The sequence below is a fragment of the Sphingomonas endophytica genome, assembly GCF_001476895.1.
GTDB lineage: Bacteria > Pseudomonadota > Alphaproteobacteria > Sphingomonadales > Sphingomonadaceae > Sphingomonas > Sphingomonas endophytica_A.
Genome location: NZ_LDTB01000010.1, coordinates 45,348 through 66,176 on the forward strand (window position 1 = coordinate 45,348; position 20,829 = coordinate 66,176).

20 protein-coding genes are annotated in these 20,829 nt (G+C 68.0%); 6 read left to right on the forward strand and 14 right to left on the reverse strand.

Features of this window, described 5'->3' with window-relative positions; genetic code table 11:
* Positions 1 to 35: 35 nt before the first annotated feature.
* Together NS334_RS04365 and NS334_RS04370 are read left to right on the forward strand one after the other, a co-directional pair.
* Positions 36 to 563, forward strand: coding sequence for a hypothetical protein (locus NS334_RS04365; protein WP_058754761.1), 528 nt, complete (start codon positions 36 to 38; stop codon positions 561 to 563).
* Positions 560 to 1,072 (forward strand): CinA family protein, encoded by a 513-nt coding sequence (locus tag NS334_RS04370; RefSeq protein ID WP_058754762.1) that lies wholly within the window; start codon positions 560 to 562, stop codon positions 1,070 to 1,072. The genes NS334_RS04365 and NS334_RS04370 overlap by 4 nt, the downstream gene beginning before the upstream one ends.
* Here NS334_RS04370 and NS334_RS04375 read toward each other — a convergent pair.
* Together NS334_RS04375 and lipA are read right to left on the reverse strand one after the other, a co-directional pair.
* Positions 1,024 to 1,494: a type II toxin-antitoxin system RatA family toxin gene (locus tag NS334_RS04375; protein WP_058754763.1), complete on the reverse strand. Its 471-nt coding sequence runs from the start codon at positions 1,492 to 1,494 to the stop codon at positions 1,024 to 1,026. The genes NS334_RS04370 and NS334_RS04375 overlap by 49 nt on opposite strands.
* Entirely contained in the window at positions 1,487 to 2,416 is a 930-nt protein-coding gene (lipA, locus tag NS334_RS04380; protein ID WP_058754764.1) for a lipoyl synthase, read from the reverse strand. Before lipA ends, NS334_RS04375 begins: the two co-directional genes overlap by 8 nt.
* Before the next feature lie 53 nt (positions 2,417 to 2,469).
* Here lipA and NS334_RS04385 point away from each other — a divergent pair, with 53 nt between their 5' ends.
* Positions 2,470 to 3,099: a carbonic anhydrase gene (locus NS334_RS04385; protein WP_058754765.1), complete on the forward strand. Its 630-nt coding sequence runs from the start codon at positions 2,470 to 2,472 to the stop codon at positions 3,097 to 3,099.
* Between the two features lie 343 nt (positions 3,100 to 3,442).
* Here NS334_RS04385 and aspS read toward each other — a convergent pair whose 3' ends face one another.
* Positions 3,443 to 5,260 (reverse strand): aspartate--tRNA ligase, encoded by a 1,818-nt coding sequence (gene aspS / locus NS334_RS04390; RefSeq protein ID WP_058754766.1) that lies wholly within the window; start codon positions 5,258 to 5,260, stop codon positions 3,443 to 3,445.
* Positions 5,261 to 5,435: 175 nt separating this feature from the next.
* On the opposite strand from aspS, the gene rnd reads away from it, so the two are divergent.
* Together rnd and NS334_RS04400 are read left to right on the forward strand one after the other, a co-directional pair.
* The gene (gene rnd / locus NS334_RS04395; protein ID WP_058754767.1) at positions 5,436 to 6,611 is read left to right on the forward strand and encodes a ribonuclease D; all 1,176 of its coding nucleotides are present in this window, start codon (positions 5,436 to 5,438) and stop codon (positions 6,609 to 6,611) included.
* Complete coding sequence (locus NS334_RS04400) at positions 6,608 to 6,916, forward strand: I78 family peptidase inhibitor (protein WP_058754768.1); 309 nt, start codon at positions 6,608 to 6,610, stop codon at positions 6,914 to 6,916. Before rnd ends, NS334_RS04400 begins: the two co-directional genes overlap by 4 nt.
* Positions 6,917 to 6,934: 18 nt before the next feature.
* Here the strand turns inward: NS334_RS04400 and NS334_RS04405 are convergent, their stop codons facing one another.
* The 11 genes from NS334_RS04405 to NS334_RS04455 form a co-directional block, all read right to left on the reverse strand.
* Positions 6,935 to 8,614 carry a hypothetical protein gene (locus NS334_RS04405; protein ID WP_058754769.1) on the reverse strand — a complete coding sequence of 560 codons (1,680 nt, stop codon included), beginning with the start codon at positions 8,612 to 8,614 and terminating at the stop codon, positions 6,935 to 6,937.
* A gap of 16 nt (positions 8,615 to 8,630) precedes the next feature.
* On the reverse strand, positions 8,631 to 9,704 hold the full coding sequence (locus NS334_RS04410; RefSeq protein ID WP_058754770.1) for a protein-glutamate methylesterase/protein-glutamine glutaminase: 1,074 nt from the start codon (positions 9,702 to 9,704) through the stop codon (positions 8,631 to 8,633).
* A gap of 5 nt (positions 9,705 to 9,709) precedes the next feature.
* Entirely contained in the window at positions 9,710 to 10,561 is an 852-nt protein-coding gene (locus tag NS334_RS04415) for a CheR family methyltransferase (RefSeq protein ID WP_058754771.1), read from the reverse strand.
* Positions 10,558 to 11,052 (reverse strand): chemotaxis protein CheW, encoded by a 495-nt coding sequence (locus tag NS334_RS04420; RefSeq protein ID WP_058754772.1) that lies wholly within the window; start codon positions 11,050 to 11,052, stop codon positions 10,558 to 10,560. The genes NS334_RS04415 and NS334_RS04420 overlap by 4 nt, the downstream gene beginning before the upstream one ends.
* Positions 11,049 to 12,731 (reverse strand): methyl-accepting chemotaxis protein, encoded by a 1,683-nt coding sequence (locus tag NS334_RS04425; protein ID WP_058754773.1) that lies wholly within the window; start codon positions 12,729 to 12,731, stop codon positions 11,049 to 11,051. The genes NS334_RS04420 and NS334_RS04425 overlap by 4 nt, the downstream gene beginning before the upstream one ends.
* Positions 12,732 to 13,079: 348 nt before the next feature.
* Positions 13,080 to 15,005, reverse strand: a complete 1,926-nt coding sequence (locus NS334_RS04430) for a methyl-accepting chemotaxis protein (protein WP_058754774.1) — start codon at positions 15,003 to 15,005, stop codon at positions 13,080 to 13,082.
* A gap of 65 nt (positions 15,006 to 15,070) precedes the next feature.
* Entirely contained in the window at positions 15,071 to 16,876 is a 1,806-nt protein-coding gene (locus tag NS334_RS04435) for a methyl-accepting chemotaxis protein (RefSeq protein WP_058754775.1), read from the reverse strand.
* Between the two features lie 30 nt (positions 16,877 to 16,906).
* Positions 16,907 to 17,440, reverse strand: a complete 534-nt coding sequence (locus NS334_RS04440) for a chemotaxis protein CheW (RefSeq protein ID WP_428835035.1) — start codon at positions 17,438 to 17,440, stop codon at positions 16,907 to 16,909.
* A complete protein-coding gene (locus NS334_RS04445) occupies positions 17,427 to 19,436 on the reverse strand; it encodes a chemotaxis protein CheA (RefSeq protein ID WP_058754776.1) in 2,010 nt (669 codons plus the stop codon). Before NS334_RS04445 ends, NS334_RS04440 begins: the two co-directional genes overlap by 14 nt.
* Positions 19,433 to 19,801 (reverse strand): response regulator, encoded by a 369-nt coding sequence (locus tag NS334_RS04450; protein WP_058754777.1) that lies wholly within the window; start codon positions 19,799 to 19,801, stop codon positions 19,433 to 19,435. Before NS334_RS04450 ends, NS334_RS04445 begins: the two co-directional genes overlap by 4 nt.
* A complete protein-coding gene (locus NS334_RS04455) occupies positions 19,798 to 20,109 on the reverse strand; it encodes an STAS domain-containing protein (RefSeq protein ID WP_058754778.1) in 312 nt (103 codons plus the stop codon). The genes NS334_RS04450 and NS334_RS04455 overlap by 4 nt, the downstream gene beginning before the upstream one ends.
* Before the next feature lie 230 nt (positions 20,110 to 20,339).
* Between NS334_RS04455 and NS334_RS04460 the strand changes: the two genes are divergently transcribed.
* A complete protein-coding gene (locus NS334_RS04460) occupies positions 20,340 to 20,792 on the forward strand; it encodes an Rrf2 family transcriptional regulator (RefSeq protein ID WP_058754779.1) in 453 nt (150 codons plus the stop codon).
* Positions 20,793 to 20,829: the final 37 nt, after the last annotated feature.

Genomic DNA, 20,829 nt, shown 5'->3' on the forward strand with positions numbered 1-20,829 from the left:
ACCCCGGCCTATGCCGGGGTGACGGGTGGGTGGGCATGAGGCCGCTGCTCGCCCTCGGCGCCGCCGCGTTGCTGGCCGCCCCGCCCGCGGCCGCACAGACGCCGTGCCTGTCGGGCACCGAGGCGGAGGCGATCGCGCTGGTCACGATGCCGGAGATCATCCGCGACGCCGGGCGCGTCTGCGCCGCGCTGCCCGCCTCCAGCCTGCTGCGGCGGACCAGCGGCGCGTTCCTCGACAAATATGATCGCGAGGCCGAGCGGGCATGGCCCTCCGCCCGCACCGCGATCGCGAAGCTGAGCGATCCGGCGGTGGAACTGCTGCTGCTCAGCGACTATGCGCGTCCGATGCTCACCTCGATCCTCGCACCGCAGATCACCGGGCGTATCCAGCCGTCCGACTGCCCGACGCTCGACCGGCTGGTCACGCTGCTGGAGCCGCTGCCGGCGCGCAACACCGCCGGGATCGTCGTGGCGACACTGCAATATCTGAAGGCCGAGAAGGCGAAGGGGAAACGCAGCACGATCCCCGACCTGCCGGTCTGCGCGGCGGGGGCAGCGCAATGAGCGAGCTGACCCTGCCTGTCGAACTGGTCGACGCCGCGCGCCGGGTGATCGAGGCGAATCGCGCGATCGGACGCCGGATCGCGGTGGCGGAAAGTTGCACCGGCGGGCTGGTGTCCGCTGCGCTGACGGAAATCCCCGGATCGTCCGAGGTGCTGGAGGCGGGGTTCGTCACCTATTCCAACACCGCCAAGCAGCAATTGCTGAGCGTCAGCGGCGACGTGCTCGACACATTCGGCGCGGTGTCGATCGCGGTGGCGTGGAGCATGGCACAGGGCGCGCTGGCCAAGTCCGACGCCGATGTCGCGGTGGCGATCACCGGCGTCGCGGGGCCGGGCGGCGGGACCGATAAGAAGCCGGTCGGCACGGTGGTGTTCGCGCGTGCCGAGCGCGGCGGCGACCCGGCCGACGTGGTCGCCGACAAACGCTTCTTCGGTGATCTGGGACGCGGCGGCGTCCGGCTTCAGGCGGCGCTGTGTGCGCTGGAACTGCTGCTGCCCGAGGCACCGTAGAGAACCGCCGCGCGCTCCTCGAACGCGCCGATCATCCGGCGCAGCGCGACGCCGAACACCTGCCCCGCCAGCATCTCGAACATCCGGTTCTTGAACGCAAAGTCGACCGAGAAATCGACCAGGCAGCCGCCGTCGGGGTCCGCGCGAAACCGCCAGTCGTTGTTGAGATACTTCAGCGGCCCCTCGATATATTCGACGCGGATCGTGTCCGGGCGCTGCTTCGTGACCTTCGAGGTGAAGGTTTCGCGCAGCCCCTTGAACCCGACGATCATGTCGGCCAGCGTTTCGTCGGCGCCGTCCTTCCGGACACGCATCGCACTGACCCACGGCAGAAATTCCGGGTAGCGCCGCACGTCCGCGACCAGGTCGAACATCTGCTCCGGCGTGTAGGGAAGCCGCCGGGTCTCGCTATGCTTAGGCATTCCGGACGCTGGCCAGCTTCGCGTCGCGCGCCGCCTTCATCTTCGCGAAATCGTCGCCCGCGTGATAGCTCGAGCGCGTCAGCGGCGACGAGGCGACCAGCAGAAAGCCCTTCGCCCGCCCGATCGCCGCGAAGGCGTCGAACGCGGCCGGGGTGACGAAGTCGGCGACCTTCGCATGGCGCGGAGTCGGCTGCAGATATTGCCCCATCGTCAGGAAATCGATGTCGGCCGAGCGCATGTCGTCCATCACCTGATGGACCTCCAGTCGTTCCTCGCCCAATCCCAACATGATGCCGGACTTGGTGAAGATCGACGGGTCGAGTTTCTTGACGCTTTCGAGCAATCGCAGCGACGCGTAGTAGCGCGCGCCGGGGCGGATGGTCGGGTACAACCTGGGCACTGTTTCCAGATTGTGATTATATACGTCTGGCCGCGCCGCGACGATTGCCTCGACCGCCGCCTCATGCTTGTTCCGGAAATCCGGTGTCAGGATCTCGATGGTGGTTTGGGGGTTGGTGCGACGTATGGCCTCGATAACCTTCACGAACTGCTTCGCACCGCCATCGGGCAGGTCGTCGCGATCGACCGAGGTGACGACGATATGAGCCAGACCCATCTGCGCCGCCGCGTCGGCGACGTTCTGCGGCTCCATCGGGTCGACGGCGCGCGGCATGCCGGTCTTCACGTTGCAGAAGGCGCAGGCGCGCGTGCACGTGTCGCCCAGGATCATCACGGTCGCGTGCTTCTTGGTCCAGCACTCGCCGATATTCGGGCAGGCCGCCTCCTCGCAGACGGTGGTCAGGCTTTTCGAGCGCATCAGCGCACGGGTCGCGGCGAAGCCTTCGCTGGTCGGAGCCTTCACCCGAATCCAGTCGGGCTTGCGTTGACGCGCGGGAGCCGGGAGCGGGGTCATGTCGTTCATGGGCTCGCAGATAGCGTTTACTTCCATCCGAAACAACGAAGGGCTGTTACAGCATGAGAAAGTTCCACGACCTCATCGAGGGCTATTACCGGTTCCGCGGGACCGACTGGATCGATGAGCGCGAGAGCTGGAGCAAGCTGGCCGAGGGGCAGACCCCGGCGGTGATGGTCATCGCCTGCTCCGACAGCCGCGTCGATCCGGCCACGATCTTCGGCACCGCGCCCGGCGAGGTGTTCGTGGTGCGCAACGTCGCCAACCTGGTCCCGCCCTTCGATCCGTCGGGCGGTCTGCACGGCGTGTCGGCGGCGCTGGAGTTCGCGGTCACGGTGCTGAAGGTCGAGGAAATCCTCGTCCTCGGTCACGGCCAGTGCGGCGGCGTGAAGGCGTCGCTGTCGGGCGCGCTGAAGGAAGCCAAGCCCGGCGAGGGCGGCTTCGTCGCGGAGTGGATCAAGCTGCTCGATGGCGCGCGCGAGAAGGTCGTCCATGAACACGGCCAGGGCGACGAGGGCCAGACCGCGCTGGAACAGGAAGGCGTGAAGGTGTCGATCGAGAACCTGAAGACCTTCCCGTTCGTGCAGGAGCGGTTGAAGGACGGCTCGCTCAAGCTCCACGGCGCGGTCTTCGCGATCAAGGACGGCAAGCTGAACGTGCTGCAGGAAGACGGGCATTTCGAAGCCGCGTAAGCGCCAGGCCCCGTGATGTGACAGGGCCGCCTCGCTCCGTCGGGGAGCGGGGCGGCCTTTTGTGTTCGGTCGACAACGCGACGTCGCCCCTGCGGAGGCAGGGGCCTATTGCTGTTTCGTCGTTCGGAAACGGTGCGGACACACGGGCCATGAATGTGTCCGTGCCGTCTCACGCGACGCAGCAGACATGGGCCCCTGCCTGCGCAGGGGCGACGGCGGTAGGGGACACCCTTCCCCACGCGCCATCATTCCCGCGGAGGCGGGAATCCAGAACCTCTGACGTCGCGACACGAGCGAGAACCTGTGCGTCTGGATTCCCGCCTGCGCGGGAATGACGAGGCGCTTACCCCGCGTGCGGGCTGACCGTGGCGGCGGCGTCCTTCTTCGGGGCCTCCGCCGTCACGCGCACGCTCAGTTCGCGGAGCTGCTTCATCGATGCCGGCGCGGGTGCCCCCATCAGCAGGTCCTCAGCGCGCTGGTTCATCGGGAACAGCGAGATTTCACGCAGGTTCTGCGCGTCGCACAACAGCATGACGATACGGTCGACGCCCGCCGCCATCCCGCCGTGCGGCGGCGCACCGTACTGGAAGGCGCGATAGAGGCCGCCGAAGCGCTCCTCGACATCCGCCTTCGACAGGCCGACCAGCTCGAACGCCTTGACCATCAGGTCCGGGTGCTGGTTGCGGATCGAGCCCGACGCGATCTCGTAGCCGTTGCAGACCAGATCGTATTGATACGCCTTGATCGTCAGCGCGTCCTGGTTGGTCAGCGCGTCCATCCCGCCCTGCGGCATCGAGAAGGGGTTGTGCGCGAACTCGACCTTCTTCTCGTCCTCGTCATATTCGTAGAACGGGAAGTCCACGATCCAGCACAGCCGGAACGCGCCCTGTTCGACCAGCCCGAGCTGATCGGCGACGCGGTTGCGCGCCAGACCGGCGAGCTTGGCGGCCTGTTCCGGCTTGCCCGCCGCGAAGAACAGCCCGTCGTCCGGGCCGAGGCCCAGCGCGGCATAGAGCGCCTCCATGCCCTCGGCGCCATGATTCTTGGCGATCGGCCCGCCGAACTCGCCACCCTTGCGGGTGACATAGCCGAGCCCGGCATGACCCTCGCTGCGCGCCCAGTCGTTCATCTCGTCGAAGAACTTGCGGCTTTTCTCCGCCGTCCCCGGCGCCGGGATGGCGCGGACGACCCCGCCCGAACCGACGATCCGCTCGAACAGGCCGAAGCCCGAGGTCGTGAAATGCGACGACACGTCGGTGATGATGAGCGGGTTGCGCAGGTCGGGCTTGTCGCTGCCGTACTTCAGCATCGCCTCGTCATAGGGGATGCGCGGGAACTGGCCGGTCGGGGTGACGGTGCGGCCGTCGGCGAACTTCTCGAAGATGCCGCCGATCACCGGCTCCATCGTTTCCCACACCTCTTCCTGCGTGACGAAGCTCATCTCCAGGTCGAGCTGGTAGAATTCGCCCGGCAGGCGGTCGGCGCGCGGATCCTCGTCGCGGAAGCACGGCGCGATCTGGAAATAGCGGTCGAAGCCCGCGACCATCAGCAGCTGCTTGTACTGCTGCGGCGCCTGCGGGAGCGCGTAGAACTTGCCCGGATGGATGCGGCTGGGCACCAGGAAGTCGCGGGCGCCCTCCGGCGACGAGGCGGTCAGGATCGGGGTCGAATATTCGGTGAATCCCGCATCCTCCATGCGGCGGCGCATGTCGGAAATCACCTTGGTCCGGCGCACGATGTTCGCGTGCAGCGTCTCGCGGCGCAGGTCGAGGAAGCGATAGCGCAGGCGGATATCCTCCGGATATTCCTGCTCGCCCGCCACCGGCATCGGCAGCTCCTCCGCCGCCGACAGGACGGTCGCCGCGCGCGCATAGACTTCGATCTCGCCGGTCGCGAGGTTGGGGTTCACCGTGCCTTCCGAGCGGCGCTTCACGTTACCGTCGATCGTGACGACCGACTCGACGCGCACGCTGTCCAGCACCGCCAACGCGGGCGAGTCGCTGTCGGCGACGATCTGCGTGATGCCGTAATGGTCGCGCAGGTCGACGAACAGTACGCCGCCATGGTCGCGCTTGCGATGCACCCAGCCGGACAGGCGAACGGTGTCCCCGGCCTGTTCGGCGGAGAGCGCGGCGCAGGTGTGGGTGCGATAGGCGTGCATCGATTATCTCTGATAGCGTCATCCCGGCGAAGGCCGGGATCTCGTGCCGCAAGCGCGCGCCCGCGGAGAAAGACCCCGGCTTTCGCTGGGGTGACGAAGTTGTCGTTGCCCAGCGCCCTCCCCTTTTCATCCCCTCTTTGTCAAGGCGCGTACGCCGGGCTATGGACGGCGGCTTATGCACGTTCATCCGCTCATCACCGACAGCGCCACGCTCGCCAATCTCTGCGCGCGCCTCTCGCAAGCCCCGTTCGTCACCGTCGACACGGAGTTCATGCGCGAGAGCACCTATTACCCCGAGCTCTGCCTGATCCAGATCGCCGACACCGAGGAGGCGGCCGCGATCGATCCGATGGCGCCTGGGATCGACCTGACCCCGCTCCTGACCCTGCTGACCGATAATGACGACGTGCTGAAGGTCGTCCACGCCGGCGGGCAGGATATCGAGATCATCTACAATCTGACCGGTCGCACGCCGCACCCGCTGTTCGATACGCAGGTGGCGGCGATGGCGCTGGGTCAGGGCGAGCAGATCGGTTACTCGAACCTGGTCGACAGCTGGCTGGGCGTGCAGATCGACAAGGGCGCGCGCTTCACCGACTGGGCGCGCCGGCCGCTGGATGCGCGGCAGATCGAATATGCGATCGGCGACGTGACGCACCTGTCGAAGATCTTCCCGAAGATGCTGGAGCGGCTGCGCAAGACCGGGCGCGGCGCGTGGCTGGATCAGGAGATGGAGCGTCTGGCCGACCCCGCCAATTACGCCAACGACCCCGATGTCGCGTGGAAGCGCGTCCGCGTGTCGAGCCGCAAGCCCGAGGTGCTGGGGCGGCTGAAGGCGATCGCGAAGTGGCGCGAGCTGGAGGCGCAGGCCAAGGACCTGCCGCGCGGGCGGATCGTCAAGGACGAGACGATCGCCGATCTCGCGGGCCATGCGCCGCGCAAGCAGGCCGACCTCGCCAAGGTGCGCGGCCTGTCGCAGACATGGGCGGGCAACGATATCGGCGCGCGCCTGATGGCGGCGATCGAGGGTGCACGCCCCCTGCCCGAGGATGAAATGCCGCCGCGCGAGGATCGCAAGCCGGGGCTGGGCAAGGAGGGGGCGCTGGTCGCCGACCTGCTCAAGCTGCTGCTCAAGATCCGCGCGCGCGACATCGACGTGGCGCCGCGCCTGCTGGCGCGCGGTGACGAGCTGGAATTGCTCGCCGCCGGGCAGCGCGACGGGTTGCAGATCCTGCAGGGCTGGCGTTTCGACCAGTTCGGGCGCGACGCGCTCGATCTGGTCGAGGGAAGGATGGCGTTCGCGGTGCTGAACGGCCGGCTGACGATGACGCGGACCGAGGCGGCGGCGTGAGGCGCGCGGCGCTGCTGTCGCTGGCGGCGGTGCTGGCCGGCTGCGCGCCGTCGTCGCGCCCCGCGACGCCGGTTCCCCCGGCCCTGCCCGCCGCCGCGCCGGGCGTGCAGTGTGACGCCAATTCCGCGCAGCCGCTGATCGGGCAGCCGGCCGCGACCGCGATCGCCGAGGCGCAGCGGCGCAGCGGTGCGCGCACCGTCCGCCGCTACGTCACCGGCGCGGCGCTGACGATGGACTTCCGCCCCGATCGGCTGAACGTCGAAACAGACGGCGGTGGGACGATCGTCAGGCTCGCCTGCGGTTAGGCGACGGACGACGGGCGGTCAGAACAGCCCGTCGTCGTCATCGTCGAACGCCGGCGGCGGCGCGGTGACCGGCGCGTCCATTCCCGGCAGCAGGAACCCGGCGTGGATGTCGCGCTCGGACGCCATCGTATAGAGGCGTGCCGCCCATGGCAGCAGCACGTGGAGCGCCTCCTCGTCGTCGGGCGTCAGCGGCTCGTCGCCCGCCTGCCGCAGGAGCACCGTCGAGCCGATCTCCAGCGTGTCGGCGAAGCCGTGCGCGCGCTGAAGCTCGCCGACGTCGTGCTGCAGGACGGAGATGATCCGCCGCGCTTCGTCGCCGCCGCTCGACACCGCCTGATCGGACGTTTCGCAGGCGTTGCGCACCACCTCCAGCGCATCGTCGAGCGCACCCGTCGAGCCCCCCGCGCCACCGCCCGGTCGCAGGTCCACGCTGCCCAGCGACTGCACCACGCGTTCGATGTCCGTGCTCAGCTGCGTCAGCCGCCCCGCGCACGGGTTGACCTCGGTCGCGATCACCGCGACCGCGCGCCCGATGATGCCGTGGCGGCGGCAGAGCAGCCGCGTGTTCGTCGAAATGTCCTGCACGTCGAGGGCGATGCGCTGGATTCGGCCCAGTCCGCGCGTCAGGTCGGAGATGGTATTGGCGACGAAGGCGGTCAGCGCTTCCAGCTGCCGGTCGGCCTCGCTCAACCGCCCGGTGACATGGCCGATGTCGGCGATGCCGCGCTGAAGCTGCGTCAGCGCCTGGCTTTCCTCGCCGCTCGCCTGCGCGGCGATGATCGCCATCAGCTCCTCTGCGAGCGGTCCGAGCCGGGCGAGCGAGTCGACCAGCGCGCGCATCTCGCGGCGAAACTCGTCCGCGATCCCCTGCATCTGCGCGGCCGCCAGCCGGGCGAGATGCGCGGCCGCGCCCGGCGGAGGCGCCTCGCCGCCCAGCGGCGCGGCGGCACGCAGGATCGCGATGCAATGTTCGACGCGCTGGCGCACGCTGTCGCCGACCTGGATCGCGCCCAGGATGCGCGCGACCTCGCCCTGCACCTGCTGCATGATCGCGCGGACATCGCGCGCCATCCGCGCCGTCGCGGTCAGGTGGCGTTCCAGCACGTCGGCATTGCCCGACAGCTCGTCCGTCACGGTCGGCGGCACCTTGCTGCATTCGTCGGCCAGCAGGTCGTCGGCCTGTTTCACGTCGCGCACGACGGTGCCGAAGCTGTCCAGCTCCTGCGCGAACTGCTTCAGTTCGCGGCGCCCGCTGTCGAGCTTGCCCTCCATGCCGGTCGCGAACTGCACGAACGACATTTCGCCCGACGAGGCGATCTTGATGTTCATGCCATAGATGCTGAGCGTGCGCAGCAGCTCGCCGACGTCCGACAGCAACTCGCGCAGCTCGCGCGTGCGCGTGGTCAGCGTGCAGATCTGACCGGCGCGCGCGCGGCGCATCTCCGGCAGCGTCCCCAGCCGTTGCGCGGCCTGGCGCAGCTTGTCCACCGCCGCGCCGGCCACTTCCGGCGACAGCGCGCGCTGCACGTCGTCCAGCCCCGTCGCCATACGGTCGACCGTGTCGATCGTGGAGGCGAGCGTCTCACCGATCGAGCGGAACCTTTCCTCCAGATTGCCGATCAGCGAGTCGAGATCGTCCGCCACGGCCCCCAGCGGCAACGGGGCGGCGTTCGACAGATCGATGGTGGTCAACAGCATCCCCAATCCTTTCCCGTCAGCGCGCCGTCGCCTGCAACAGCTCGCGCGCGATCCGGCCCAGCGGCACCACCTTGTCGGCGGCGCCGCGTGCGATCGCTTCCTTCGGCATCCCGAAGACGATCGACGTTTCCTCATCCTGCGCGAACGTGCGCGCGCCGGCCTGCTTCATCTCCAGCAGCCCGCGCGCGCCGTCGTCGCCCATGCCGGTCATGATGATCCCGACCGCGTTCGACCCGGCGTTGCGCGCGGCGGAGCGGAACAGCACGTCCACCGACGGCCGGTGGCGCGACACCAGCGGCCCTTCCTTGACCGACACGACATAGCGCGCGCCCTGCCGCTCCAGCATCGTGTGGCGCAACCCGCCCGGCGCGATCAGCACCCGGCCGCGCATCACCGTGTCGCCGTCCTCGGCCTCCTTCACGTCGACCTCGCACAGCCCGTCGAGCCGGCGCGCGAAGGCGCGGGTGAAGCTTTCGGGCATATGCTGGACGATCACGATACCGGGCGAGTTGGCCGGCAGCGCCTCCAGCACCTCGCGCAGCGCCTCGGTCCCGCCGGTCGATGCGCCGATCGCCACCACCATCTCGGTGGTCTTGCTCATCGCGCGCCCGTTGGGCGGCGGCAGCACCGCATCGGCGGACAGCTTGGCGGCCGGCGCACGAACCCGCTCCGCCCGGCGCGCGCCGATCCGCGCGCGCGCGGCGCCCTTCACCGTCTCGCGAATCATCAGATGCGCCTCGGCCAGGTGATCGGCGACGCCGACGCGCGGCTTCAGGATCACGTCCACCGCACCGGCCTCCAGCGCCTGGAGCAGCGTGTCGGACCCTTCCTCGACCAGCGAGGAGCACATCACCACCGGCACCGGGCATTGCGCCATCAGCCGGCGCAGGAAGGTGATGCCGTCCATGCGCGGCATCTCGACGTCGAGCGTGATGACGTCGGGCACCTCGGACTGCATGTAGCGCGCGGCGGCGAACGGATCCGCGGCGGCCGCGATGACGTCGATCTCGGGGTCGGCGGAGAGGATCGAGGTCATCGCCTGGCGCACGCTGGCGCTGTCGTCGATCACCAGAACGCGGATCTTCTTCATAGGGGTCACGTCCGCTTGAAGACGGTGTTCGCCACCGCCGTGAGGGGAAGGTCGAATCCGGCGATCGATTCCGAATGTCCCAGGAACATCAGGCCACCGGGGCGCAGACAGTTCGCCAGCCGCCGCACGACCGCCTGCTGCGTCGGCTTGTCGAAATAGATCAGCACGTTACGGCAGAAGATGATGTCCATCGGATCGCCGACCGGATAGCTTTCGTCCATCAGGTTCATCCGCGCGAAGCCGACGGCGCTGCGCAATTCGGGTACGATCCGCACATCGTCGCGCTGGCGGTCGCGCGATCGCAGGACGTAGCGGCTGCGCAGCTTCGCCGGCACCGGCTCCACCATCGCCGACGCATAGACGCCGCGCCGCGCGGTCGCCAGCACCTCGGTATCCAGGTCGGTCGCCAGGATACCGAAATCCGGGCCCCCGCGCTCGCGCGCGAAATTGTCGAGCACCATCGCCAGCGTATAGGGCTCCGCGCCGGTCGAACAGGCGGCGCTCCACACCCGCAGCCGCTTGTACCCTTCATCCCGCAGCATCGGCAGCGCCGTGTCCTCGAGATAGTCGAAGTGCTTCGGCTCCCGGAAGAAGTCGGTCTTGTTGGTCGTGACCGCGTTGAGCAGATGCTCCTTCTCGTCCACCAGGTGGTTCGCGTCGAACAGCCATGCGCAATAATCGTTGAGGCTGGCGCGCCGGGTCGCGCGCACGCGCCGCCGCAGCCGGCCCTCGATCATCGTCATCTTCGCCGGCGGCAGGCGGATGCCCGCCTCGTCGTAGATGTAGCGTGCGATACGATCGAAATCGCGGCGTGCGAGCACATCCTCGCCACCCGGGGCGCGGGCCGGCGCGCTCACGCGGCAGCGGCCGGTGGCATGCGCCCGATCAGCATCGCCTCGCCATCGGCGAAGATACGCCGCAGGTCGAGCAGCGCGATGAAGCCGCTGCCGCGCCGCAGGATCGCGTGGAGATGTTCCGAGCGCCAGCGTCCGCCGATGTCCGGCGACGCCTCGATCGCGTCGGCGCCGAAGCTGCTGACGTCGAGCACACGGTCGACGACCAGCCCCAGCACCAGCGGCTCACCGCCATCGATCGGCACCTCGACGACCAGCACGCGGGTCGACAGCGTGGTATCGGCCCCTTCCAGGCCCAGCCGCGCACGCAGGTCCACCATCGGCACCGACGTGCCGCGCACGTCGGTCAGGCCGAGCAGCCAGCGGGGCGCGTCGGGCATCCGGAACGCCGGCCGATGATCGAGGATTTCGCGTACTTCACCGACCGGGAGCGCGAATTCCTCCTCACCCAGTCCAAAAACGACCACCTGCAGGTCTTGTCCGATCGCGATCATGCTGCACGTCCAAACTCGGCGTCTTCGCCGTCAGGGCCACCATTGGTCAGATCGAGGGCGAAGCCACGCACCCGAGCCTGTTGATCGGCAACGCTGCCAGCGCGCGGCGCGGCCGGTCGTGCCTTCTTTGTCGGAGCCGCGCCGCGCGACGGAGCGGGCTTGCGCACCGGGGTCGACTTGCGGCCACCGTTCTCGATGCGGAAGTAGGCGATGCTTTCCTGAAGCTCCTCGGCCTGGCTGGCGAGTTCCTCGGAGGTCGAGGAGATCTGCTCGGAGGCGGCGGCGTTCTGCTGCGTCACCTTGTCGAGCTGCTGGATCGCCTCGTTGATCTGGCTGGCGCCGATGTCCTGTTCACGGCACGCCGCGCTGATCTCCGACACCAGTTCGGCGGTCCGGCGGATGTCCGGCACCAGCTTCGTCAGCATCTCGCCGGCCTGCTGCGCGGCCTGGACGGTATCGGAGGACATGCCGCTGATCTCGCCCGCCGCCGTCTGGCTGCGCTCGGCCAGCTTGCGGACCTCGGCGGCGACCACCGCGAAGCCGCGACCATGTTCGCCGGCGCGTGCCGCCTCGACCGCCGCGTTCAGCGCCAGCAGGTCGGTCTGGCGCGCGATCTCCTGCACGATGCCGATCTTTTCGGCGATCGTGCGCATCGCGACCACCGCCTTCTGCACCGCGTCGCCGCTCTGCTCGGCCGACTGCGACGACTGGCGCGCGATCTTCTCGGTCTGCGACGCATTGTCGGCGTTCTGCTTGATGTTCGCCGCCATCTGCTCCATCGACGCCGACGCTTCCTCGGCCGCCGCCGCCTGCTCGGTCGCGCCCTGCGACACCTGCTCCGACGAGCTCGACAGCTGCTGGCTGCCCGCCGCCACGTTCTGCGCCGCCTGGGTGGCCTGCCCGATCGTGTCGCGCAGGCGGCTGGTCATGACGTTGACGGTATCGACCAGGTCCTTGATCTCGTCGTTGCTGGACACCGAGATATCGCGCGTCAGGTCGCCCTCCGCGATCGCGTCGACGGCCGTGGCGATCGTGCCCAGCCCCTTCGACACCAGCAGCGCGATCCAGAACGCACCCGCGGCGGCGATCAGCAGTGCGACGACCGCGGCGGTCAGCATCGTCGTGCGCGCCGAGGCGTACAGCGCGGCGGCTTCCGCGTTCGCCTTGACCATCTGCCCCTGGGTGATGGCGGCCAGCTTGGCCAGCGTGTCGCTGATCCTGGTCGCGATCTCACGGCCTTCGGTCGCCGATATCTGTCCGGCCTCGGCGTTGCGGTTCTGCATGGCCAGCGAGCGCGCACGGTCGCTGATGCTCCGATAGGCGCGCCATTCCTCCAGCGCCTTCGTCCACACCGGGCGGCCCTGCTCGGTAGCGATCTTCAGCCCCTTGTTGAGGCCGTCGACGATCTTGCCGTCATATTCCATGAACCGGGAGTCGAGCTGCCGCATCGCGGTCACGTCCTCGGTCAGCATCATGTTCTTTTCAGCGCGGATCGCGCGGCCGATATCGGCGTCGGCGGTCAGCGCCAGCTGGATACGCTGCGCCGGGCCGTTGACGATCTCGGCGATCATGTCGTTCAGCGCACTGATCCGTGACACGCCGAGACCGACCACCAGGCACAACAGAAGGATCACCATCGTGAACGTTCCGGCCAGCTTTAATTTGATAGTTGCTCGCATGTCATTCCCCCCGGGATGTGGATGCGGTGAATGGAAGCGGCCGAAGACCGCAAACGTACCTACGATTCTCAGTTAACCGCGAAGACGTGAAAGATTGGTTTTGACCGCAAAGAAAAATCGGGTCCGGCTCCAAGTATCGCGCAAGACATGACGAAGCCCGCGTCGCGACATGACCGCGCGACGCGGGATGCGTCTACCTCATTGGAAACAGGCACCTTACCGGCGAAGGCCGGGATGTTGCGGTCATGGCGTGGCGCAGAAGCCGCGCCAGGCCCGGCCTTCGCCGGGACGACGGTTGCGACCGGATGAATGAAGCGGCCGGGACGCTCGCGCACCCGGCCCACCCCGTCAGGCGGCGTGATTGAAGTTGTCGTCTTCGTGATCCGGACCGCCGGTGTTCATATCGAGCGCGAAGCCGCGTACCCGCGATTGCTGGTCGGCGATCGAGCCGGACCGGGCCGCGGAACGCCCCTTCTTCGCCGCCATGACCGCGTGACGCGTCGCGGCGGGAATCGCCGGCTTGCGGACACTCGACGCGCGCGCCGGCTCCGCGACGCGGAAGAAGGCGATATTCTGTTCCAGTTCCTCCGCCTTTCCGGCGAGCGATTCCGACGTCGAGGAGATCTGCTCGGAGGCGGCGGCGTTCTGCTGCGTCACCTTGTCGAGCTGCTGGATCGCCTCGTTGATCTGGCTGGCGCCGATGTCCTGCTCACGGCACGCCGCGCTGATCTCCGACACCAGTTCGGCGGTGCGGCGGATGTCGGGCACCAGCCTGGTCAGCATCTCGCCGGCCTGCTGCGCGGCCTGAACGGTATCGGAGGACATGCCGCTGATCTCGCCCGCCGCGGTCTGGCTGCGCTCCGCCAGCTTGCGGACCTCGGCGGCGACCACCGCGAAGCCGCGACCATGTTCGCCGGCGCGTGCCGCCTCGACCGCCGCGTTCAGCGCCAGCAGGTCGGTCTGGCGCGCGATCTCCTGCACGATGCCGATCTTCTCGGCGATCGTCCGCATCGCGACCACCGCCTTCTGCACCGCGTCGCCGCTCTGCTCGGCCGCCTGCGACGACTGGCGCGCGATCTTCTCGGTCTGCGACGCATTGTCGGCGTTCTGCTTGATGTTCGCCGCCATCTGCTCCATCGACGCCGACGCTTCCTCGGCCGCCGCCGCCTGCTCGGTCGCGCCCTGCGACATCTGATCGGCGGTGCTCGACAGTTGCTGGCTGCCGCTGGCGACCTGCGCGGACGCGGTCGCGACCTCGCCGGCGAACTTCGACAGATTGTCGACCAGCCCGTTGATCGCCTTCTTCATCCGCTCATGATCGCCCTCGCAGGTGATATCGACGCGCTGCGTCAGGTCGCCATCGCTGACCTGCGCCAGGACGCGATTGCCTTCCGCGATCGGCAGCAGGATGGCATCGAGCATCCCGTTGATGCCGCCGACCAGCGCGCCGAAATCGCCGGGGAAGCGCGTCGCGTCGCCCCGCTCGCTCAGCCGCCCCTGCGTCGAGGCGACGATCAGGCGCTGGATCTCGCCGATGATCTCGCGCAGGTTCCCGCGCAACTCCTCGATCGTGTCGTTGATGAACGCCTTCTTGCCGGGGAAGCTCTCCAGCGCGGCGTCGAAATTCCCCTCGCCGAACTGCTTGATGCAGGCCATCGCCTTCTTCTTCACCGCGATATGGCCGGCGACCATGTCGTTGATGCCCTGCGCCATCGTCGCGAAATCGCCGTTGAAGCGCGCCGCCGGCACGAAGGCGTCGATCTCTCCGCGATCGTGCTCGCTCGACATCTGTCGCATCTCGGCGATCAGCCCCTTCAGATTGCCGCGCAGCGTCTCGATCGTGTCGTTGATGAACGCCTTCTTGCCGGGCAGCCGGTCCAGCGGCGCCTCGAAATCGCCCTCGCCGAAGCGGCGGACGCACGCCATCGCCTGCTTCTTGACCGCGATATGCGCGCCGACCAGCGTGTTGACGCGCGTCGCGAGCTGCGCCAGCTCGCCGCGGAACACGGTGACGGGCACGACCACATCGATGTCGCCGGCATCATGTTCGGCGGTCATGTGATCGATCGCCTCGCGGAGATGCACGACCGGCGACAGCACCCTGTCGAGCAGTTCGTTGACCGCGACCATCACCTGACGCGCGTCGCCGTCGGCGTTGTCGGTGCGGAGACGATGCGTCAGGTCGCCGTCGGCGAACTGGTGCGCCAGATCGCGGATGGCGGATACCGCCCATTCGGGGCGCGACGTCTTGCTGAACTGCGACAACAAGGACATGAAAGTTACTCCACTGGACTGGAAAGAGCGCGACCCCCTGCACGCCGCGCTCTTTCCGGGTTCGTTCAGGCCGCGCGACCGAATTCGGCATCCTCGCCGTCCGGGCCGCCATTGGTGAGGTCGAGCGCGAAGCCGCGCACCCGCGCCTGCTGGTCGGCGACCGAATTCGGCTTCGGTGCGGACTTCGCCTTCTTCGCGGCGGGCGCGGGGGCCGCGCTGCGCGACGGCGCGGGCTTGCGCACCGGGGTCGACTTGCGGCCACCGTTTTCGATGCGGAAGTAGGCGATGCTTTCCTGAAGCTCCTCGGCCTGGCTGGCGAGTTCCTCGGACGTCGAGGAGATCTGCTCGGACGCGGCGGCGTTCTGCTGCGTCACCTTGTCGAGCTGCTGGATCGCCTCGTTGATCTGGCTGGCGCCGATGTCCTGCTCACGGCACGCGGCGCTGATCTCCGACACCAGTTCGGCGGTCCGGCGGATGTCCGGCACCAGCTTCGTCAGCATCTCGCCGGCCTGCTGCGCCGCCTGCACCGTGTCGGACGACATGCCGCTGATCTCGCCCGCCGCCGTCTGGCTGCGCTCCGCCAGCTTGCGGACCTCGGCGGCGACCACCGCAAAGCCGCGGCCATGTTCGCCGGCGCGTGCCGCCTCGACCGCCGCGTTCAGCGCCAGCAGGTCGGTCTGGCGCGCGATCTCCTGCACGATGCCGATCTTCTCGGCGATCGTCCGCATCGCGACCACCGCCTTCTGCACCGCGTCGCCGCTCTGCTCGGCCGACTGCGACGACTGGCGCGCGATCTTCTCGGTCTGCGACGCATTGTCGGCGTTCTGCTTGATGTTCGCCGCCATCTGCTCCATCGACGCCGACGCTTCCTCGGCCGCCGCCGCCTGCTCGGTCGCGCCCTGCGACACCTGCTCCGACGAGCTCGACAGCTGCTGGCTGCCCGCCGCGACATTATGCGCGGCCTGGGTGGCATCGCCGACGACGCCGCGCAGACGATCAACCATCGTCACCAGCGCATGGCCCAGCATGTCCTTGTCCGACAGCGGCTGGTGATTGACGGTCAGATCGCCCGAGGCGATCGTGTCGGCCAGCTGCGCGGTCTTGCGCAGGTTGGCGGTCATGCGGTTGACCGTTTCGATCAGATCCTTGATCTCGTCGTTGCTGGTGACGGTGACGTCATTCTCCAGATCACCGATCGCGACGGCTTCGATGGCGTCGCTGGCCCGCTTCAGGCCGATCGACACGATCCGCGAGATCCAGAACGCGCCGGCGATGGCGATCAGCAGCGCGACGACCGATACCGCGATCGTCAGCGACCGGGCGTTGCCGTACAGTTCGTCGGTATCCTTGTTGGCCTGATCCATGTCGGCCTTGGCGATCTTGACGAGCTGGCTCGCCGCATCGCTCAACTGGGTTGCGGTCAGGCGCGATTTGGTGATCGAAAGCTGGCCGGCCTCCGCATTCCTGTTGGCAAGCGCCAACTGCCGGATCTGATCGTCGATCTGCACCCAGTTGTTGTAGGTCGACTGGATCTGCGTCCAGATCGGCCGCGACTGATCGGTGGCGCCGGCGAGGCCCGCCCCGATCAGCGCCTGGGCGTCTGCGCGCGTCTTCATCAGCGAGCGATCGAATTCCTGCGTGAGCTGCGTATCGTCGGTCAGCGCCATGTTCTTTTCCTGGCGCAGCGCGAAGCTGATGCGCTCGCTCAGGGTTTCGGCGCGGTCGAGCCGCGCCGCCGGACCGGTGATGACATCGCTGATCGCGGTGTTCAGCGTGCTCATCTTGGTAATACCGACGCCGGCGACGGCGATCAGCAGGATGATTACGGCGGCGAAGGTCGCACCTAGCTTCAGTTTGATGGTTGCGCGCATTATGGGCATCCTATGGAGGAAGAGCCGCGGTTACGACCGGGCGGCGGAGGAAGCGCCGGATAACGCGGGCGCGAAGATGGCATGGAGATCGGGCAGGACGACCAGGTCGTCGCGCCACCGGACCAGTCGGCGGACATGTTCGCGCTGCCAGCGGACGCCGACGATCGGCGCTTCCTCGCTGCTGGCGGCGGAGAAGGTCGCGACCTCGTGGACGTGGTCGGTGCGCAGGCCCAGCAAGGTCGGCTCACCGTCCAGCGGCAGTTCGATGACGACGATCCGACTGTTCGCGGTGACGTCGGTGGCTTCCATCCCGAACGCCAGCCGCAGGTCGGCGACGGGCACGATGCGGCCACGGAAGTTGACGACATGGCTGACCAGCGGCGGCGCACCCGGCACATAGGTTTCGGGCAGCAGGTCCAGGATTTCGCGGACCAGCGTGGCTTCGAGCGCGAAGGTCTCGGTGCCGATGTCGAAGGTCAGCACCTCCAGCTCGCCACGCTCATCCCACACGATCGTGTTCGGACCGCCGCTCTCGGCGGCGTTGACGGCGTTAGCTCGCGGCACGAAGCGTCTCCTCACGGGGTTGCGCCATCGCGACCAGTTGGCCGACGTCGAGGATCAGCGCGACGTTGCCGTCGCCCAGGATCGTCGCGCCGGAGAAGCTGTTGACGCCGCGATGGAAAGCGGACAGCGACTTGATGACCGTCTGATGGTTGCCGATGATCTGATCGACGACCAGCCCGACGCGCTCGCGCCCGGTGGCGACGACCACGATCTTCTGATGGGCATCGGGACGGGTGCCGGTGGAAAACAATTCGCGCAGCCGCAGGAACGGCACCAGCCGGTCGCGCAGCGTGATGAGGCTGCGCCCGCGCGAGCGGAGATCGTCCTCCAGCGACAGTTCGAGGCATTCCTCGACCGCCGACAGCGGGATGACGTAGCGGCTTTCGCCGACCCGCACGAGCAGCCCGTCGATGATCGCCAGCGTCAGCGGGATGCGCAGCGTGATCGTCGATCCCTGCCCGTCCGTGCTGGCGACGCTGATCGAGCCGCGCAGGCTTTCGATCGTGCGCTTCACCACGTCCATGCCGACGCCGCGCCCGGACAGGTTCGTGACCTGCGCGGCGGTCGAGAAGCCGGGATGGAAGATCAGGCCGAGCAGATCCTCGTCCGAAATCTGCGCGCCCGGCTCGATCAGGCCGTTGGCCTCGCCCTTGGCGCGGACGCGCTCGCGGTCGATCCCGCGCCCGTCGTCGGTAATGGTGATCAGCACCTCGCCACCCGCCTGATGCGCGCTGAGGCGCACCAGCCCGGAGGCGGGCTTGCCCGCCGCCAGCCGGTCCTCGGGCTTCTCCAGCCCGTGATCGCACGAGTTGCGGATGATATGGACCAGCGGATCGAACAGCCGCTCGATGACGGTCTTGTCGACCTCGGTCGTCTCGCCTTCGGTGCGCAGCTCAATCGCCTTGCCGGTGTCGCGCGCCAGATCGTGGATCAGGCGACGGAAGCGGCCGAACAGCGTCGAGACCGGCACCATGCGCAACACCATCATCGTGTCGCGCAATTCGCCGGCCAGCCGCTCGATATCCTCGGATACCGAACGCAGCACCAGGTCGTGACGGTTGCCCGCCAGCTGCGACAGGCGGCTCTGCGCGATCACCAGTTCGCCGACGCGGTCCATCAATTCGTCGAGTCGCTCGGCGGGAACGCGGACGTTCTCGCCCGCCGGCTGGTTGGCCGCTGCGGTCGCGGCCGGGCGATCGGCGGCCGGCGTCGGTGCCGCCGCGGGTGCCGGCGACGCCGCCTGCGTGTCGGCGGCGGGGGCCGGCGCGCTCGTCGCGGTGGCCGCCTCCGCTGCCGTCTCGGCCGGCGCGGCGTCCAGCGGGCTCATCTCCAGCGTCATGTCGTCCATGACGAAGATGAAGACGTCCTCGATCGCCTCGCGGCCGATGTCGCCGCGCAGCGTCACGTCCCAGCCCAGGTGGCATTCGTTGGGGATCAATTGCCCGAGCGGCGGCAGCACGTCGGTGCGCACCGCGACCTCGCACTCGCCCAGATCGCGCAACTCATCGAGCAGCATCAGCGGGTTGGTGCCATTGGCCATCGCGTCGACGGGCAGGCGGAAGAACAGCTTCCAGCCCGGCGTCCCGGCCTTCGCCGCCGGTACGGGCGCATCGGCGGCACCGCCGCCCCGCGCCTTCTCCACCGCGTCGGCGAGCCGCGCCAGGATCGCGTCGCCATCGGCGGGCGAGGGGTTGCCGTCGACCAGCGCGCGCATATGGTCGCCCGCCGACAGGATCACCGACACCAGCTCCGGCGTGGCGGGCACCTCCCCCTTGCGGACGCGGTCGAAGGCGCTTTCGCAATGATGGGTAAAGCCCGCCAGCGCGTCGAACCCGAACATCGCGCCCGAGCCCTTCAGCGTGTGCAGGCCGCGGAAGACCGCATTGACCAGACCCATGTCGTCGAGCCGGTGCCCCAGGTCGAGCAATCCCTGCTCCACCTGGTCGAGCAGTTCGCCCGCCTCGACCCGGAATGTGGCTGTGGGATCCTCGCTCATTTGCCCAGTACCTTCTGCGCGACGCGGATGAGCTGGTCGGGCTGGAACGGCTTCACCAGCCAGCCGGTCGCGCCCGCCGCCTTGGCCTGCGCCTTCATGTCCGCGTCCGATTCGGTGCTGAGGAAGATGATCGGGATGCCGGCCTGCGACGGCTGCTCACGCAGCGCGCGGATCATCGACAGCCCGTCCATGTTGGGCATGTTCAGATCGGTGACGATCATGTCGAAGCGCGTCGAGGTTGCCTTGGCCAGTCCGTCCGTCCCGTCGACCGCCTCGGTCACGGTATAGCCGGCGCCGGTCAGGGCGATGCGGATGGCCATCCGCAGGCTCGCACTGTCGTCAACGGTGAGGATCGATGCGGTCATTGGGCGGCGTCTCCATGGAACCAGAATTGTGCGTCGTCGGCGGACGCGGTGTTGAAGCCCGCGCGCACCAGCAGCGCGCCGAAGCGCGCATCGACCGGCGCGGCGAGCGCGAAGTCATGACCACCGTCGCGCGCGGCGATCCGCGCCGCCGCCACCAGCTGCACCAGGCTCAGGTCCGGCGCGGTCACGTCGGACAGGTCGAGGCGGATCGCCTCGCTGCTGGCGAAGGCGTGCGACAGTTCGTCGGCAAGAACCCCGATCGTCGGCAGGCATGTCTCACCTGCCGCGACCACCGTGGTGATCGACATCTCTTTGACTACCCCAATCAGAGGATGCCCTTCGACGCGGTCGCGCCCAAGGTCGCATCACGAAGCGTTTGAACGCGCCACTCACAACCCATCTTGCGGGGACGGGCTACAGATTCCCTTGCTAAACATCCTAATCGGAAGGGAAATTTATTGCCCGGCCTGCATCCTTCCCCGTACAATGCACGTTGTATTGTGTAAGTGTGAAATGAACATTAACTGGGAACCGTATCGTGCCGACCAGTACCCGCTTCGTCCTGTCGCTGCACATGCTGGCGCTGGTCGCGAACAAGGGCGGCGCACCATTGCGATCGGACGATATCGCCAGCAGCGTGAACACCAACCCCGCGTTTGTACGCGCTATTTTCTCTCGGCTCGCGGCGGCGGGGCTGACGACGTCGCAACTGGGTCATCGCGGCGGCGCATTGCTGGCGCGCGAACCTCGGGCGATTACCTTGCTCGACGTTTTTCGCGCGGTGGAGGATCGCGACCTGTTTCCCTTCCCCCGCGCCCGGGCCGGCGCGGCGGCGAATCGCATCGATCGTCACATGACGACAACGCTCGAACGGGTGCTCGCGCCGGTCGGTAACGCGCTGGAGCAGGCGCTGCAGCAGGTCAGCCTGGATGACGTGCTGGACGACATTGTCACCCGCGAGCAGGTCGGCGCGCTGGTTTCGGATCACTAATCAACGTAGTTACAGAAACTTAGATCGATGGCTACAC

What these genes read in the sequence shown, in the direction of transcription:
- NS334_RS04365 (WP_058754761.1), top strand. Translation starts at nt 36, where the DNA reads ATGAGGCCGCTGCTCGCCCTCGGCGCCGCCGCGTTGCTGGCCGCCCCG.
- NS334_RS04370 (WP_058754762.1), top strand. Translation starts at nt 560, where the DNA reads ATGAGCGAGCTGACCCTGCCTGTCGAACTGGTCGACGCCGCGCGCCGG.
- NS334_RS04375 (WP_058754763.1), bottom strand. Translation starts at nt 1,494, where the DNA reads ATGCCTAAGCATAGCGAGACCCGGCGGCTTCCCTACACGCCGGAGCAG.
- lipA (WP_058754764.1), bottom strand. Translation starts at nt 2,416, where the DNA reads ATGAACGACATGACCCCGCTCCCGGCTCCCGCGCGTCAACGCAAGCCC.
- NS334_RS04385 (WP_058754765.1), top strand. Translation starts at nt 2,470, where the DNA reads ATGAGAAAGTTCCACGACCTCATCGAGGGCTATTACCGGTTCCGCGGG.
- aspS (WP_058754766.1), bottom strand. Translation starts at nt 5,260, where the DNA reads ATGCACGCCTATCGCACCCACACCTGCGCCGCGCTCTCCGCCGAACAG.
- rnd (WP_058754767.1), top strand. Translation starts at nt 5,436, where the DNA reads ATGCACGTTCATCCGCTCATCACCGACAGCGCCACGCTCGCCAATCTC.
- NS334_RS04405 (WP_058754769.1), bottom strand. Translation starts at nt 8,614, where the DNA reads ATGCTGTTGACCACCATCGATCTGTCGAACGCCGCCCCGTTGCCGCTG.
- NS334_RS04410 (WP_058754770.1), bottom strand. Translation starts at nt 9,704, where the DNA reads ATGAAGAAGATCCGCGTTCTGGTGATCGACGACAGCGCCAGCGTGCGC.
- NS334_RS04420 (WP_058754772.1), bottom strand. Translation starts at nt 11,052, where the DNA reads ATGATCGCGATCGGACAAGACCTGCAGGTGGTCGTTTTTGGACTGGGT.
- NS334_RS04425 (WP_058754773.1), bottom strand. Translation starts at nt 12,731, where the DNA reads ATGCGAGCAACTATCAAATTAAAGCTGGCCGGAACGTTCACGATGGTG.
- NS334_RS04430 (WP_058754774.1), bottom strand. Translation starts at nt 15,005, where the DNA reads ATGTCCTTGTTGTCGCAGTTCAGCAAGACGTCGCGCCCCGAATGGGCG.
- NS334_RS04435 (WP_058754775.1), bottom strand. Translation starts at nt 16,876, where the DNA reads ATGCGCGCAACCATCAAACTGAAGCTAGGTGCGACCTTCGCCGCCGTA.
- NS334_RS04445 (WP_058754776.1), bottom strand. Translation starts at nt 19,436, where the DNA reads ATGAGCGAGGATCCCACAGCCACATTCCGGGTCGAGGCGGGCGAACTG.
- NS334_RS04450 (WP_058754777.1), bottom strand. Translation starts at nt 19,801, where the DNA reads ATGACCGCATCGATCCTCACCGTTGACGACAGTGCGAGCCTGCGGATG.
- NS334_RS04455 (WP_058754778.1), bottom strand. Translation starts at nt 20,109, where the DNA reads ATGTCGATCACCACGGTGGTCGCGGCAGGTGAGACATGCCTGCCGACG.